13 protein-coding genes are annotated in these 15584 nt (G+C 73.9%); 7 read left to right on the top strand and 6 right to left on the bottom strand.

Annotated features, from left to right (window positions below; all coding sequences use genetic code 11):
• The first annotated feature begins 150 nt into the window (after positions 1–150).
• Genes C2142_RS31810 through C2142_RS31790 form a run of 5 tightly spaced genes read left to right on the top strand, consistent with a single transcriptional unit; the run spans position 151 to position 6041 of the window.
• Positions 151–1806 carry an amino acid permease gene (locus tag C2142_RS31810; protein ID WP_241002895.1) on the top strand — a complete coding sequence of 552 codons (1656 nt, stop codon included), beginning with the start codon at positions 151–153 and terminating at the stop codon, positions 1804–1806.
• Positions 1803–3161: a glutamine synthetase family protein gene (locus tag C2142_RS31805; RefSeq protein ID WP_148646278.1), complete on the top strand. Its 1359-nt coding sequence runs from the start codon at positions 1803–1805 to the stop codon at positions 3159–3161. The genes C2142_RS31810 and C2142_RS31805 overlap by 4 nt, the downstream gene beginning before the upstream one ends.
• Positions 3158–3886 carry a gamma-glutamyl-gamma-aminobutyrate hydrolase family protein gene (locus C2142_RS31800; RefSeq protein ID WP_148646277.1) on the top strand — a complete coding sequence of 243 codons (729 nt, stop codon included), beginning with the start codon at positions 3158–3160 and terminating at the stop codon, positions 3884–3886. Before C2142_RS31805 ends, C2142_RS31800 begins: the two co-directional genes overlap by 4 nt.
• A complete protein-coding gene (locus C2142_RS31795; protein WP_148646276.1) occupies positions 3883–5256 on the top strand; it encodes an aldehyde dehydrogenase family protein in 1374 nt (457 codons plus the stop codon). Before C2142_RS31800 ends, C2142_RS31795 begins: the two co-directional genes overlap by 4 nt.
• A 5-nt stretch (positions 5257–5261) precedes the next feature.
• Positions 5262–6041, top strand: a complete 780-nt coding sequence (locus C2142_RS31790; protein ID WP_148646275.1) for a 3-oxoacyl-ACP reductase — start codon at positions 5262–5264, stop codon at positions 6039–6041.
• Positions 6042–6082: 41 nt separating this feature from the next.
• Here the strand turns inward: C2142_RS31790 and C2142_RS31785 are convergent, their stop codons facing one another.
• The 3 genes from C2142_RS31785 to C2142_RS31775 form a co-directional block, all read right to left on the bottom strand.
• Positions 6083–6469 (bottom strand): hypothetical protein, encoded by a 387-nt coding sequence (locus C2142_RS31785; RefSeq protein ID WP_148646274.1) that lies wholly within the window; start codon positions 6467–6469, stop codon positions 6083–6085.
• Positions 6470–6768: 299 nt separating this feature from the next.
• On the bottom strand, positions 6769–6933 hold the full coding sequence (locus C2142_RS31780; RefSeq protein ID WP_153882836.1) for a hypothetical protein: 165 nt from the start codon (positions 6931–6933) through the stop codon (positions 6769–6771).
• A gap of 85 nt (positions 6934–7018) precedes the next feature.
• The gene (locus tag C2142_RS31775) at positions 7019–7912 is read right to left on the bottom strand and encodes an IS982 family transposase (RefSeq protein ID WP_148646273.1); all 894 of its coding nucleotides are present in this window, start codon (positions 7910–7912) and stop codon (positions 7019–7021) included.
• Positions 7913–8097: 185 nt separating this feature from the next.
• Here C2142_RS31775 and C2142_RS31770 point away from each other — a divergent pair, with 185 nt between their 5' ends.
• Complete coding sequence (locus C2142_RS31770; protein WP_148646272.1) at positions 8098–8451, top strand: nuclear transport factor 2 family protein; 354 nt, start codon at positions 8098–8100, stop codon at positions 8449–8451.
• Positions 8452–8953: 502 nt separating this feature from the next.
• Here the strand turns inward: C2142_RS31770 and C2142_RS31765 are convergent.
• The 3 genes from C2142_RS31765 to C2142_RS31755 form a co-directional block, all read right to left on the bottom strand.
• Entirely contained in the window at positions 8954–9736 is a 783-nt protein-coding gene (locus C2142_RS31765) for a class I SAM-dependent methyltransferase (protein ID WP_148646271.1), read from the bottom strand.
• Between the two features lie 163 nt (positions 9737–9899).
• Entirely contained in the window at positions 9900–10754 is an 855-nt protein-coding gene (locus tag C2142_RS31760) for an MBL fold metallo-hydrolase (protein ID WP_148646270.1), read from the bottom strand.
• Between the two features lie 108 nt (positions 10755–10862).
• Positions 10863–13760: a BTAD domain-containing putative transcriptional regulator gene (locus C2142_RS31755; RefSeq protein ID WP_148646269.1), complete on the bottom strand. Its 2898-nt coding sequence runs from the start codon at positions 13758–13760 to the stop codon at positions 10863–10865.
• Between the two features lie 300 nt (positions 13761–14060).
• On the opposite strand from C2142_RS31755, the gene eccB reads away from it, so the two are divergent.
• A complete protein-coding gene (gene eccB / locus C2142_RS31750; protein ID WP_148646268.1) occupies positions 14061–15521 on the top strand; it encodes a type VII secretion protein EccB in 1461 nt (486 codons plus the stop codon).
• Positions 15522–15584: the final 63 nt, after the last annotated feature.

Raw genomic sequence — 15584 nt, 5'->3', positions numbered from 1 at the left:
GGGCGGGGGGTGAACGATGCTGCTCACCACCCCAATGGTCTGAATCCAGGCCATTGAAGAGCTGTCCGACCGTCTCACCCGCCGGGGGAGGCGTGCCACACCGCCGTGGCCGCCCGTCCGCCGGCACACCCTCAACCCCCAGGGGTGCCCATGACCGACGAACGCTCACCCGACCAGCCTGCCCCGCCGGTGTTTCCGGCAGGCACATCCCCCGTTACCGCCGGCGGCGATCCTGCCTCCGCCCATGTCTCCTCCGACACCGCCTCCTCCTCCGACACCGCTGCCTCCGCCGGTGGGCTCTCCGCCGACGAACAACGGCTGCGCGAGCTCGGCTACACCCAGGAGCTCGCCCGTTCGATGTCGGGCTTCTCCAACTTCGCCGTCTCCTTCTCCATCGTCTCCATCCTGTCCGGCTGTCTCACCCTCTACGGGACGGGGATGAACGCCGGCGGCCCCGCGATGATCGTCTGGGGCTGGCCGGTGGTCGGCCTGCTGACGCTCTGCGTCGGGCTGGCGATGGCCGAGATCTGCTCCAGCTACCCGACCGCGGGCGGCCTGTACTACTGGTCGGCCAAGCTGGCCCGCAGCAGCGGACCTGCCTGGAGCTGGTTCACCGGCTGGTTCAACTTCCTCGGACAGGTCGCGGTGACCGCCGGCGTCGACTACGGTGCCGCGTTCTTCGCCAACGCCTTCCTCAGCCTCCAGTTCGGCTTCGCCGCGAGCCCCGCGCACACGGTGGAGATCTTCGCCGTCATCCTGCTCCTGCACGGCCTGCTCAACACCCGCGGCGTGCGCCTCGTCGCCTTCCTCAACAACCTGTCCGTCTGGTGGCACCTGGTCGGCGTCGCCGTCATCGTCGGCGCGCTCGTCCTGCTGCCCGACCAGCACGCCTCCGCCTCCTTCGTGTTCACCGAGTTCGTCAACAACACCGGCTTCCACAACCAGCTCTACGTGGCCATGCTCGGCCTGCTGCTCGCCCAGTACACCCTCACCGGCTACGACGCCTCCGCCCACATGACCGAGGAGACCCACGACGCCGCCCGCTCCGGGCCGCGCGGCATCGTCAACGCCATCACCGTCTCCCTGGTCGCCGGGTGGATCCTGCTGCTGGGCATCACCTTCGCCATCCGCGACTACGACGGCGCGCTGGCCAGCGACACCGGCGTGGCACCCGCACAGATCTTCATCGACGCGATCGGCGTCAACGGCGCCGAACTGCTCCTGCTGATCGTCATCGGCGCCCAGTTCTTCTGCGGCATGGCCTCCGTCACCGCCAACTCCCGCATGATCTACGCCTTCTCGCGGGACGGCGCACTGCCGGGCTCGGCCCTCTGGCACCGCATCGACCCGCGCACCCAGACCCCCACCAACGCGGTCTGGCTGGCGACCGGCGGCGCCCTGCTGCTCGGCCTGCCCGCGCTCTGGAACACCACCGCGTACACCGCCGTCACCTCGATCTCGGTGATCGGCCTCTACATCTCCTACGTCATCCCGGTCTACCTGCGGCTGCGCCAGGGCGAGGCCTTCCCGCGTGGTCCCTGGCACCTGGGCCGCTGGAGCCGGATGATCGGCACCGTCGCGGTCGGCTGGACGGCCGTGATCACCGTCCTGTTCATGCTCCCCACCGTCAACCCGATCACCGCAGAGAGCTTCAACTACACGCCCGTGGCCGTCGCCGTGGTCGTCGGCTTCGCCGGCCTCTGGTGGCTCGCCTCCGCCCGTCACTGGTTCACCGGCCCCCGCATCCACGAGACACCGCAGGGCCCGGCCGCACCGGACGCCGAAGACGCACTGGAGATCCGTTGAACAGCCCCCGGCTCACCCTCGACGAGCTGCGCACCCGCGTGGCCGACGGGTCCGTCGACACCGTCGTGCTCGCGATGACCGACATGCAGGGCCGCCTCCAGGGCAAACGCGTCGCCGCGCCGTACTTCCTCGCCGACGTCGTCCCGAACGCCGCCGAGGGCTGCGGCTACCTGCTCGCCGTCGACGTCGACATGAACACCGTGGACGGCTACGACATCTCCTCCTGGGAGAGCGGCTACGGCGACCTCGTGCTCCGCCCCGACCTCGCCACCCTGCGCGCGGTCCCCTGGCACCCCGCCACCGTCATGGTCCAGTGCGACGTCGCCCACCACGACGGCACGCCCGTCGCCGTCTCCCCGCGGCAGATCCTGCGCCGCCAGCTCGACCGGCTGGCCGGATACGGCTGGCAGGCCCACGCCGCCACCGAGCTGGAGTTCATCGTCTTCCGCGACACCTACGAGCAGGCCTGGGACAAGGACTACACCCGGCTCACCCCGGCCAACCAGTACAACGTGGACTACTCCGTCCTCGGCACCGGCCGGATCGAACCCCTGCTGCGCCGGCTGCGCAACGGGATGGCCGGCGCCGGCCTCACCGTCGAGTCGGCCAAGGGCGAGTGCAACCTGGGCCAGCACGAGATCGCCTTCAAGTACGCCGACGCCCTCACCACCTGCGACGACCACTCCGTCTACAAGACCGGCGCCAAGGAGATCGCCGCCCAGGAGGGCTACAGCCTCACCTTCATGGCCAAGTACGACGAACGCGAGGGCAACTCCTGTCACATCCACCTCAGCCTGCGTGACGAGCAGGGCACCCCCGTGTTCGCGGGCGACCGGCCGCACGGCTTCTCCCGCACCATGGAGCACTTCCTGGCCGGCCAACTCGCCTGCCTGGCCGACTTCTCGCTGCTGTTCGCCCCCACCGTCAACTCCTACAAGCGCTACGTGCCCGGCAGCTTCGCGCCCACCGCGATCGCCTGGGGGCGGGACAACCGCACCTGCGCCCTGCGGGTGGTCGGCCACGGCCCCTCGCTGCGCTTCGAGAACCGCGTCCCCGGCGGCGACGTCAACCCGTACCTCGCGGTCGCCGCCCTGATCGCGGCCGGCCTGCACGGCGTCGAGCAACAGCTCGAACTCGAACCGGAGTTCACCGGCAACGCCTACGCCTCCGACGCCCCCAGGGTGCCGGCCACGCTGCGCGACGCGGTCACCGCCTTCGAGCGCAGCGCCGCCGCCGGTGCGGCCTTCGGCAAGGACGTCGTCCGCCACTACACCCACGCCGGCCGGGTCGAACTCGCCGCCTACGACCGGGCGGTGACCGACTGGGAGCGGCGCCGCGGATTCGAGCGGCTGTGAACCGCGACCACCGCCGACGCCCCCTGATCGGCATCACCAGCTACCAGGACGAGGCCGCCTGGGCCGTCTGGCACCAGCGCGCCTCGCTCGTCCCGCAGACCTACGTCGACGCCGTCGCCCGGGCCGGCGGCACGCCCGTCCTGCTGCCGCCGCAGCCCGGCGGCGTCGGCCACCTGCTCGACGCACTGGACGGGCTGGTCCTGGCCGGCGGCCCCGACATCGACCCGGCCCGCTACGCGGCCGCCGCCGGCCCGCACACCGGCCCGCCGCACCGGGCCCGCGACGACTGGGAGAACGACCTGCTGCTCGGCGCGCTGGAGCGCGACCTGCCGCTGCTCGGCGTCTGCCGCGGCATGCAGCTGCTCAACGTCGCCCTCGGCGGCACGCTCCTCCAGCACCTGCCCGAGCGCAGCCACCAGATCGTCCCGGCCGGGTTCGTCCGCCACCGCGTCGACGTCCACGACGGCAGCCGGACCGCCGCCGTGCTCGGGCCCGCCGCCGACGTCTCCTGCTACCACCACCAGGCCGTCGCCCGGCTCGGCACCGGGCTGGTCGCCACCGCCCACAGCGCCGACGGCACCGTCGAGGCACTCGAACTGCCCGGCCGCCGATTCGCGCTGGGCGTCCAGTGGCACCCCGAGACCGACCCCGACGACCTGCGCCTCTTCCAGGCGCTCAGCACCGCCGCGCTCGCCACCACCAGCCACAGGGAGACCGCACGATGACCGAACCGGACCTCTTCGAGGTCGTCAACCCCGCCACCGAGGAGGTGATCACCACCGTCACGCTGGCCGGCCTCGCCGAGACCGACGCCGCCGTCGCCCGCGCCCGCGCCGCCTTCGACACCTGGCGCCGCGTCACCCCCGCCGACCGCGCCCGCCTGCTGCGCGCCTTCGCCGCCGCCGTCGACGCGGACCGCGAGCACCTCGCCGCACTGGAGGTCGCCAACGCCGGCCACACCATCGGCAACGCCCGCTGGGAGGCCGGCAACGCGCGCGACGTCATCGAGTACTACGCCGCCGCCCCGGAACGGCTCTTCGGACGGCAGATCCCGGTCGCCGGCGGTCTCGACGTCACCTTCCAGGAACCGCTCGGCGTCGTCGGCGTCATCGTGCCGTGGAACTTCCCGATGCCGATCGCCGCGTGGGCGCTGGCCCCCGCCCTCGCCGCCGGCAACACCGTCATCGTCAAGCCGGCCGAGCTCACCCCGCTCACCGCCCTGCGCCTCGGCGAACTGGCCCTCGCGGCGGGCCTCCCCGAGGGCGTGCTGCAGATCCTGCCCGGCCGCGGCCCGGTGGTCGGTCAGCGCTTCGTCAGCCACCCGGACGTGCGGAAGGTGGTGTTCACGGGATCCACCCGGGTCGGCAAGGAGATCATGGCGGGCTGCGCCGCCCAGGTGAAGCCGGTCACCCTCGAACTCGGCGGCAAGAGCGCCAACGTCGTCTTCGCCGACGCCGACCTCGCCAAGGCCGCCGCCACCGCCCCCTACGCCGTCTTCGACAACGCCGGCCAGGACTGCTGCGCCCGCTCCCGGATCCTCGTCGAGGCCTCGGCCTACGACGAGTTCATGGCGTTGCTGGAGCCCGCCGTCCGGGGTGTGCGGGTCGGCGACCCGGCCGACGAGAAGACCGAGATGGGCCCGCTGATCTCCGCCGCCCACCGCGCCAGGGTCGCCTCCTACGTACCGGACGGGTCGGCGGTCGCCTTCCGCGGCAGCGCCCCCGACGGGCCCGGCTTCTGGTACCCGCCGACGGTGCTGGCGCCCGTGCGGCACGACGACCGGGCGTTCACCGAGGAGATCTTCGGCCCGGTCGTGACCGTCGTCCCGTTCCGCGACGAGCAGGACGCCGTGCGCATCGCCAACGCCACCGAGTACGGGCTCTCCGGCTCCGTGTGGACCAGGGACGTCGGCCGCGCCCTGCGGGTCTGCCGCGGGGTCGAGGCCGGCAACCTCTCCGTCAACTCGCACTCCTCGGTGCGCTATTCGACACCGTTCGGCGGCTTCAAGCAGTCCGGCCTCGGCCGTGAGCTCGGCCCGGACGCCCTCGACGCCTTCACCCAGACCAAGAACGTCTTCATCTCCACGGAGGAGTGATCAGCATGACCGAGCGACTGAACGAGCGACTGGCCGGCCGGGTGGCCGTCATCACCGGCGCCGGCAGCGGCATCGGCCTGGCCACCGCCAGGCGGTTCGCCGCCGAGGGGGCCAAGGTGGTCTGCGTCGACCTCGACCCGGAGACGGGCGCCAAGGCCGCCAACGAGGTCGGCGGCCTCTTCATCGAGGCCGACGTCACCGACGAGCGGGCGGTGGAGGCCCTCTTCCAGCGGGCCGTGGACGAGTACGGGCGGCTCGACATCGCCTTCAACAACGCGGGCATCTCCCCGCCCGACGACGACTCCATCCTCACCACCGGCCTGGACGCCTGGAAGCGCGTCCAGGAGGTCAACCTGACCAGCGTCTACCTCTGCTGCAAGTACGCCATCCCGCACATGCGGCGCCAGGGCAAGGGCTCCATCATCAACACGGCCTCCTTCGTGGCCGTGATGGGCGCCGCCACCTCGCAGATCTCCTACAGCGCCTCCAAGGGCGGCGTCCTGGCGATGTCCCGCGAGCTGGGCGTGCAGTTCGCCCGCGAGGGCGTCCGCGTCAACGCCCTCTGCCCCGGCCCGGTCAACACCCCGCTGCTCCAGGAGCTGTTCGCCAAGGACCCGGAGCGCGCCGCCCGCCGCCTCGTCCACATCCCGCTCGGCCGCTTCGCGGAGCCGGAGGAGATCGCCGCCGCGGTCGCCTTCCTGGCCTCCGACGACTCGTCCTTCATGACCGCCAACACCTTCCTCGTCGACGGCGGTATCTCCGGCGCCTACGTCACCCCCCAGTAGCCGTCCCCGCCGACCGGCCGGGGCCCGCGGACCCCGGCCGGTCAGCCACGACCGGACCGGCAGGCGGTCAGGAAGCGCAGGAGAGCGGCCGGCGGAGCGGGGAAGGGCGTGTGACCGGCGGGGAGGTGGTGCCAGCTCACCGGATGGCCCCAGGCGAGGAGCGTGTCGCGGACGTGGGCGCCGGCGGAGGGCGGGATCACCCAGTCGTCGGCGCCGTGGGCGATCCACACCGGGGTCGCCGTGCTGGCCGGGGTGCGGCGTTCGGCCAGGCAGGCGGCGAGGCCGCCCGGCAGGTAGGGGGCGCTGAGGGCGAGCCCGGCCAGCGGGGCGGGGTGGAGCAGGCAGGTGACCAGGGCCATGACCGCCCCCTGCGAGAAGCCCGCCAGCAGCACCCGGCCCGTGCCGGTCCGGGCCGTCTCGGCGTCCACCACCTCGCAGGCGCTCGGCCATGGCGAGGACGTCGGGCAGGCCGATCCGGTCGAGGCTGAAGACGCTCTGCGGGAACCAGGCGCGCACCACCCGGCCGCCGCCCAGCCCGCCCGGCTGCTCCGGCGCCCGCGGGAACAGCCCGCGCGGGGCCGGCCCGGGCGGGCCGAGCAGCCGGGCGGTCGGCATCAGGGCGGACGGGTCCTGGCCCATGCCGTGCAGCCAGATCACGCTCACCGGCGGCCCGTCCACCGGCCGGCTGCTGTCCGAGGGTGAGCTCGACGACGTCCAGCACGGTCGCTCAGCCCCGGGCCGCCGCGCCGGGGCGGGGCGCGCGCGGATCGTCCGGCCGGTGGAAGACCATGTGCTCGGCCAGGAACGCGAACACGCTCCCCACCGGGATCAGCTCCCGGCAGGTCTCCCAGACGTCCGGCCCGACCAGTTCCCCATCCCACTGTCCCTGCACACCAGCAGTCTGGCCCCACACCGAGTGACGCGGAGCCAGAACCCCTGATTTTCAGCGAACTTCTAGACGAGTAGATCCGATGTGATCAGTGGTCGAACGCGATGAGGGAGCGGGTGACGGGGGCGCCGGTCTGGTTGTTGTGCCAGATCCCGGCAGCCATCGCCAAAAGTCGCTGGGCCACCCGGATCGCGACGCCCTCGAAGGTCCGCCCGCCGTGTTGTTCCAGGTCGAGCTGGCCTTTGAGGGTGTCGTTCACCGACTCGATGAGCTGGCGGACCTTCTTGAGCATCGGCTCGCCGAACCGCCGCTTCTCGCGCTTGAACGACGGCCTCAGCAACTCGATGCCCAGCTCGGCGAGTTCCCGCTCGAACACCTTCGAGGCGAAGCCCTTGTCGGAGATGAGCAGGATCCCGTCGCGCCGGGCGACCAGCTCGGCGTCGACTTTGAGCATCGCGGCCAGGACCTCGCGCTCGTCGATCTTCGGGTTGGCCGGCGCCCACAGGATCGGCATGCCAGTCGGCGTGCACACCAAGTACAGGCGCAGGCCCCAGAAGAACCGGGAGTGGGAGGCGCAGTAGCCGTAGCCGGTCCAGCCTGCCAGGTCGGATCGCTGGGCGGTGGGGCGCGACGTGCCGCACGGTACGGGGGTGGAGTCGGTGATCCAGACGGTGTCGGTCCAGAAGTCGCTGTCCCGGGCCAGTTCCCGGATCGTGCGTTTGACCAGCGGAAGTGCGGCCCGCAGGCGCTTGTTGTAGCCCGCGCGTTGAGGCAGGTACGGGAACATGCCGGACAGGTGCTTGCGCGCGTAGCGCAGCCAGCGGGCCTCGGAGTGGTAGCCGAGCAGAGCCTGGGCCACCGCGAGGCAGACGAGTTCGGAGTCGCTGAGCAGAGGCGGGCGGCCCAGCCACCGCGTTCCTCCGATCTCGTCGTCGATCTTCACGTAGAGTGCGGTCAAGAGGGTGTCCAGGTCGGTCGTCACAAACTGATCTTGGACACCCTCGTCCCTTTGGCGGGGCAGAACTTCGGACTACTTGTCTACAGCGACCACGCCCAGCACGGGTACTCATGACTGACCATCAACACACGTACGCTCGAAGGATTTCCACGACACGTTGCTGCGAGCAGTGACACAATTCGTACCCGCCTGTAAGGAGGGAAGCGTTCATGACGAGCCCCGACTCCCATCAGCTCGCACACCGCATGCACGAGGCTTTCAACACGCGGGACATCGCCGCCGCGGACGAGATCTTCGCGCCCGACTTCTACAGTCACCCGCTGCGGGGAGGCCTCGAAGCTCTGAAGGCCGCCTGGGCGGCAATGGTTACGGCATACCCATCCGCGCGGAGCGTCGTCGAGGACATACTGGTCGACGGGGACCGGGTGGCGTTGCGCTCGACCGTCTACGGCTTCTCCGCCGACCCAGACGCGGCTGGCGGCACCCTGCTGGAGATCTTCAGGGTCACCGAGGGCCGAATCGCCGAACTGTGGGGCAGCATGGACAGCCAACTGCCGCACTGACCCGACCCGTGGATGTCGCGGTCACCGCGCCCCGCCCGCCGCAGCAATAGCCCGGAAGCCGGGCCATCACCGGCGACCGGAACCGATGTGCTGTCTGGGCTTTGCGGTGTCTGGTCAGACGGCGGCGCGCTTGCGCTTCCGTCGTGTTGGGCTTCCGATCGCATGGAGGCCGCCAGCTCTGGGATGGCTGCGGGCCGCCGCACGCAGACAAGCAGGCACCGAGCACCACCACAGACCAGCGAAGATCAATGTCGGGCTTGCCGCTCCGGGTCTCGCCGACGCCGGAGAAGGCCTCGCCAGCGGCCAGCGCCACGGCCGGGTCGGGAGAGTGTCCAGCTCTGTGGTCGTCACCAACCCGATGTTGGACGCCTTCCCTGCACATCCGAGGCAGAACCGGCGAACCCAGCCGACTTCGGAACTACTCGCTAGGGCTCCGACCGGCAGCGTTCGCCGGCCTGCGACAGATGACCAGGGAGCCCGGGGGACGGAACCGGTGTCCGGACTACCGCACGGAGTGCGCGCGCCGTGCGGTGAGTACGGGCTGGTAGTACCCGCTGGAGGCCGGACTGTGCCAGGTGATGCCGGTGAAGCCGGCTTCAGCCACGAACTCGGTCAACTGCGAGCGTGTCAGCGCCCAGTAGGTGCTCCGGCGGACCCGGACAGCCCAGGTGCCCTCTGCGGGGGTGAGCTGGAAGTGCTCCAGGTCGTAGCGCTCGCCGTCCTCGTGCCAGTGCCACAGCTGGAAGGTGATCACCTGGCCGTCGCGTGTGTCCGAGACCTGGGGAGGTGTTGCCGTGGGCCTGTTCCGGCGCGCCTCGTCATAGTCCCGGACGGTCAGCAGCAACAGGCCGTCGTCTCGGAGCACCCGTCCCATGCCGAGGAGTGCTGTCCGGAGATCCTGCGGGGAGAGCAGATGCGGAAGTGCGTTGTCCGCGCAGAGGACGACGTCGAAGGTCCCGTCCTTGAAGGGCAGTTCGCGCATGTCGGCGGCAGCGGCCGGAAGCCGGCCGCCTCGGGCCGCCGCCTCGGTGGCGGCGCGTGCGGCGGCGACCGGGCTCAGGTCGCTGCCGACGACCTGGTGCCCGGCCAAGGTCAGCCCGATCGCCTGGGTGCCGATCCCGCACGAGCAGTCCAGGACGGTATGCGGTCCCGCGCCGAGACACCGGCCGAGAAGACCGTCCAGTACCTCGGCCTGGTGCGCCATGCTCGCGTCCCAGTCCCGGAAGATCAGGTGGTAGTCGTGGGCCAGGTCGTCGTAGAAATCCCGCACGGAGAGCTCGGACATGTACTCCACCGTAGTACGTGGACGCCAGGGGGAAGGGTGTGGAGGCGCCGCGTGCGGGGGACGCGGCGCCTCCGTGCGCGCATGCGAGGTGGTCAGGCGCGGGCAAGGGCCCAGGCGCCGAGGCCCCGGCGGACGGCCGCAGCCGTCAGCCGGGTCGGCCGGGTCAGCCGGGTCGGCCACCGGGCCGGGTCTGGCCGGCCCGGAACGGGGTGAGGTCGGCGGGGTCGTGGGCGCAGATCAGCCGCACCTCGTCCGGCCGGGTGCGGCGCAGCTCGCGCAGGCGCTCGCGGTTGTGCAGACGGGCGCGGTTGTCGACGGCCATCATGCGCTGGAAGGCCGTCAGCGCGGGCGGCCGGCGGGGGGAGGCGGGGTCGGTGTCGGTGCGCGAGAAGTAGGCGTCGCCGCAGTGGAGCAGCCAGCCGTCCGTGTCCCGGACGGCGACGCCGCAGTGTCCCCGGGTGTGCCCCGCCAGCGGGACGAGCAGGAGACCGGGCGCCTCGCGCGGCAGGACGGGGAGCGCCCGGAAGCCGTACCAGTCCTCGGTGGCGGCGTCCGCCCGGTGCTCGGCCCAGCGCGGACCGTGGGCCCACTGGACCGGGCGGTAGCGGTCCCGCTCGCCGCGGGTCGGCGGCGCCGTGGCGGCCCGCAGCTCGTCGGCGAGGACGTGGACCTCGGCGTGCGGGAAGTCGCCGATCCCGCCGGCGTGGTCGGGGTCGAGGTGGGTCAGCACGATGTGCCGGACGTCGCGCGGGTCGTGGCCGAGTGCGCGGACCTGGTGCAGCGCGGTGCGAGCGGGTTCGAGCCGGGGCCGGACGGTGCCGAGGAAGGCACGCCCGAGCCGGCGGGGGTCGGCGACGTCGGCGGTCCCGAAGCCGGTGTCGACCAGGATCAGGCCCTCCGCCCCCTCCACCAGCAGGCAGTGGGCCGAGAGGTGTCCGACCAGCGGTCCGCCGGCGCCCAGCAGGAACCTGCCCCCGACCGGGCACATGGTGGCGCAGTCCAGGTGATGGATGGTCATGTCGTCTCCGGCGGGTTCGGGTTGGGCTTCGGGTTGGGGTCGGGGGTCAGAGTCGGGTTCGGGATCGGGGTCGGGGTCGGGTTCGGTCGTCCGGGGCGGTGCACGGGCTCACGCGATCCGCATCCGGCGGCGGCCCCGGGAGTCGTCGGCCGCGGCGGCGGGTGGCGGTGCGAGCAGCCGGTCCAGCTCCTCGGCCGGCCGGGCGTCCCCGTGCGCGGTGTAGAGCTCGCCCGCCGCCCGCAGGTGCTCGCGGGCCTCGTCGGCCCGGCCCGTCCCGGCCAGGAACCCGGCGAAGTGCCGCCGCGTCAGGGCGTGCAGCCGCACGTTCCCGGTCGACCGGCACAGCCGCAGCGCCTCCCGCCAGACCCGCTCGGCCGCCGTCCGCTCGCCCAGCGCCTGAAGGGCGAGGGCCTCGCTGACCATCGCCCAGAGATGGGCGTTGGCCGTCGGGTTGCCCGCCAGCAGGGCGCGGGTCTCCCGTGCGTGGTCCAGCGCCGCCGCCGGCTCGCCGAGGACGACCTTGACCGCCGCCGCGTTGCTGAGCACCGTGGCGGCGTGCTCGCGCAGCCCGCTCGCCCGGATCAGGTCGAGGGCGGCCCGCGAGAGCCGGTCGGCCCCGGCCGGGTCGCCGGACAGCGCGGCCATGGAGGCGCGTACCGAGAGGGCGTGGATGTGCAGGTCACCGTCGTCCGGGGTGGTCCGGGCGACGGCCTGGGCGGCGAGCGGCAGCGCCTCGGCGACGTGTCCGGCGGAGCCGAGCGCGCAGGCCGTCGCCGCCTCCATGGCCGCGAGGCCCTCGCGGCCGCCGTCCAGCCGGGCGGCCCGCAGCCCGATCCGCAGGCAGCCGAGCCGGTCGGAGACGCGTCCGGCGCCGTAGTACAGGGTGGCCGTCACCCGGGCCAGGCGCCAGGCGCGTTCGTGCTCGCCGCGGTCGGTGGCGGCCGTCACCAGCGCGCGCAGCACCGGCTCCTCGGCGTGGCACCAGGCGAGCGTGGACGGCGCGTCGGCGAGCCGCGGCAGCGCCAACGGCCCGGGCCCCGCCGGCCGGAACGGCTCGTGGAACGGGTTCATCCGCCGCACGGCCAGGCCGGCGGCGACCAGCTCGTAGTCGGCCAGGCTCCGGAACGCCTGCCGCCGGCGCTCCGCGGGGAGCCGCTCGAACAGCTCCGCGCCGTAGAGCCGGACGAGGTCGTGCCGGCCGAAGCGGCCGGGTGAGGGCTCGGTCAGCAGGTGGTGGGCGGTGAGCGGGCCGAGCGCCTGCCGGGCCGCGGCGGCGTCCGTGCCGAGCAGGGCGGCCGCCGCGTACGGGTCGGCCTCGGTGCCGGGGTGCACGGTCAGCAGCGCGAGCAGGCTCCGCGCGCCGTCCGGCAGGTGCGGGTAGGTCAGGGAGAGCGCCGTCCGGACACTGGTCACCCCGCCCGGGGTGCCCAGGGAGGCCAGCCGGGTCCGCTCGTCGGAGAGCTCCTCCACCAGGTCCGCGACCCGCCAGCCGGGGCGGGCGGCGAGCCGGGCGGCCACGATCCGCAGCGCGAGCGGCAGCCGGTCGCAGAGCCCGACCAGCCGCCCGGCCGCGTCCGGCTCGGCCGCCACCCGCTCGGCCGTCAGCTGCCGCTCCAGCAGCCGGCGGGCGTCCCCGGCGGGCAGCGCGTCGAGCTGGAGCAGGGCGGCGCCGTCGGTGACCACCAGGTCCTCCAGGCTGTTCCGGCTGGTGACCACCGTGGCGCAGCCGGGCCCGGAGGGCAGCAGGCCGGCGACATCGCCGACGCACCGGGCGTTGTCCAGCACGACGAGCAGCCGGCGCCGACCGGTCTGCTCCCGGAAGAGCGCCGCCCGAGCGTCCCGCTCCTCGGGGATGGCCGTCTCGGGCACACCCAGGGCCCGTAGGAAGCCCCCCAGCACCTGCCCGGGATCGGCCGGACCGGCCGGGTCGAAGCCGCGCAGGTCCGCGAAGAGCCGGCCGTCCGGGAAGCCCGCCGCCGCGCGGTGCGCCCAACGGACCACCAGAGCGGTCTTGCCCACGCCGGCCGGGCCGGTCACCACGGCCAGGCCGTCCCCGCTGCGGTCCGGCCCGCACTGCTGGTCCAGCCAGCCGTCCTCGGTCGCACGGCCGACGAAACCCCGGGGCGGGGAGGGCAGTTGGCCGGCCACGGGCACGGCGGGCGGTCCGGAGGCCCCGGTGGCGGGACCGGTCGGCTGCTCGGTGGTCCGGCCGGAGCCCTGGTCGGTGGGCCGGCCGGAGCGCTGCCCGGCGGTTCGGCCGAAGCCCTGCTCGGTGGCCCGGTCGGCGGTCAGGACCTCGGTGAGGGCGGCCTGGAGCGCGGGGCCCGGCGTGACGCCCAACTCCTCGTCCAGCCGCACGCGGGCCCGGTGGTAGACGCGGAGCGCGTCCGGACCCCGGCCGCCCTGGTGCAGGCAGCGCATCAGCAGGGCCGTGGTGGGCTCGCGCAGCCCGTCCGCACGGACGCTCTGCTCCAGCGCGGGGACGGCCGTGTGGCCGTGCCCGAGCCGCAGCTGCCGCTCGGCCCACGCGGTCAGGGTCTCCGTGCGGGTGTCGTCGAGCCGGTCGGCCAGGGCGGCGCAGAGCGGGGTGGCCGGGAGGTCCGCGAGGGCCGCACCCCGCCAGAGCCGCAGCGCCTGCTGGAGCAGGGCGGCGGCGGCCGCGTCGTCGGCGGTCGTCGCGGCGCGCGCGGCCAGCGCCCCGGCGGCGAGCGCGTCCACCGCCCCGGGCTCGCCGGTCAGCTGGTAGCCGGGCGACCGGGTGAGCAGCGTGAACCCCGAACCGGTCAGGACCTTGCGCAGTGCCGCGACGTGCCCCTGCAGGGCCGCCCTCGCGCGGGTCGGCGGCGCGTCGGCCCAGAGCAGCTCGAAGAACCGGTCCACCGGCACCGCCCGCCCGAGTTCCAGCGCGAGCAGGGCGAGCACCGCCCGCCGCTGCGCGCCGCCCACCCCGGCGGCCTCGCCGTCCGCGAGCCGCAGCTCGACCGGGCCGAGCAGCCGTATCCCCATGCTTCCCGCCACCCTCAGCCGTGCTGGTCCCGCCGCCGCCCCGCACGGCGAGGGGAAGCCTACCGGCGGGTAGGCCGGTGGTGGCACCCGCCGTTCGCCGGGCGGGCGGCCGTTCGTCCGGCGGGGGTGGGCCGCGGTCCGGCGGTGGCCGGTGCACCTCGACCCGGGTGCCGGCCCGTACGGCCCTGGCAGGGCCGGGTGAACTTCCCGGCCGGCCGCGGCCGTACAGCGGGGTGGGGGCGCGGTCCGGCATCCCCCGGGGGCGCGGTCCGGCGTCCCGGAGCTCCAGGGAGGAACTGGATGCAGTCCCGACGCGACCAGGTGCAGGCACACCTGTTCGTGATGAACAGGCTCGCCTCCGGAATGCTGCGGGCCGAGCCCGACGCGCCCGATACCCCCACCGGCCGCACCACCAGAGGCGCCCTCACCGGGCTGGCGGTGGCCGTGTTGATCGGCCTTGGCGTGGCCGTCTACGGAGTCATGAAACCCGGCGGTGACACCGAGTGGGCGAAACCCGGCACGCTCGTGGTGGTCAAGGAGAACGGCGCCCGCTACCTCTACCTCGGCGGGCAGTTGCACCCCGTGCTCAACGACACCAGCGCCAAGCTGGTGGCGGGCGAGGAGATGGCGGTCCGACAGGTCGGCCGCGACTCCCTGGAGAGCGCCCCACGCGGCGGCCCGGTCGGCATCCTCGGCGCGCCCGACGGACTGCCGTCCGCCGCCCAACTGGCCGGTGCCACCTGGCTCGTCTGCGGCACCACCCAGCCCGGGCCGAACGGCCCGGGAAGCCCGGTCGTCCCGAAACTGGCGCTGCTGGTGGACCCGGCGAAGGAGGGCAAGGCCCTCGCCCCGGCGCAGGGTGTCCTGGTCTCGACGCCCGACGGCACGGTTTACCTGCTCTGGCAGGGCCAGCGGCTGCGCGTCGACACCGCCAACCAGGCGCTGCAGGCGCTCGGCTACGGCGGCACCGTGCCGTTCCGGGTACAGGCCGGCCTGGTCAACGCGCTGCCCGCCGGGCCGGACCTGGCCGCCCCGGCCGTCCCCGGGCGAGGTGGTCCGGGGCCGGCCCTCGCCGGCCGTGCCACCCGGACCGGCCAGCTCTTCCAGGCCCCCGGCGGTGCGCACTACGTCCTCCTGGCGGAGGGCCTGGCCCCGCTCACCAGAACCCAGTTCGAGCTGCTGCGCGGCGACGCGCGCACCCAGAGCGAGGCCTACGGCAACGCCGCCCCCACGGTGGCGGAGATCGGGGCCGCCGACCTCGCCGCCCACAAGGCGCCCGTCTCTGCCGCCGCCCCGCCCGCCCTGCCCGAAGCGCCGCCCGCCCTGGTCGTGCCCGGGCGCGGCGAAGGCGTCTGCGCCGACCTGCACGCGGGTGCCGGCGCACCCACCGGCACCGTCACCGTGCTGCCGGGGGCGGAGGCGGCGGCGGGCCGCCCCCCGGCCGTCCAGCCGGGTGTGGCGGCGGGCTGTCCGGTGGCCGACCGGATCGCCGTCCCGCCGGGCCGCGGAGCGCTGGTCCGGTCACTGTCCGGCGCGGGCACGGGCAGCACCGCCTACCTGGTCACCGAGGGCGGCGTGAAGTACCCGCTGCCGTCCGCCGCCGCACTCAAGCAGCTCGGCTACGCGAACGCCGCCCCGGTGGCCGTTCCGGCTGCGGTCCTCGGCCTGCTGCCCGCCGGGCCGGCCCTCGACCCGGCCGCGCTGGCCGACGGCGTCGTGGCCGCGCCGACGACCGGCCCGGGTTCTTCGGCGTGCGGGTGAACCCGCCCGCGCAGAGCACCCGTTGACCCTGATGACGCGTGTGCGGGGCCGCACCCGCGGCCC

This window comes from Streptomyces sp. CB01881, assembly GCF_002953255.1.
Lineage (GTDB): Bacteria > Actinomycetota > Actinomycetes > Streptomycetales > Streptomycetaceae > Kitasatospora.
The sequence above is the reverse complement of the archived record's forward strand: the minus strand, read 5'-3'. Positions and strand labels throughout refer to the sequence as shown.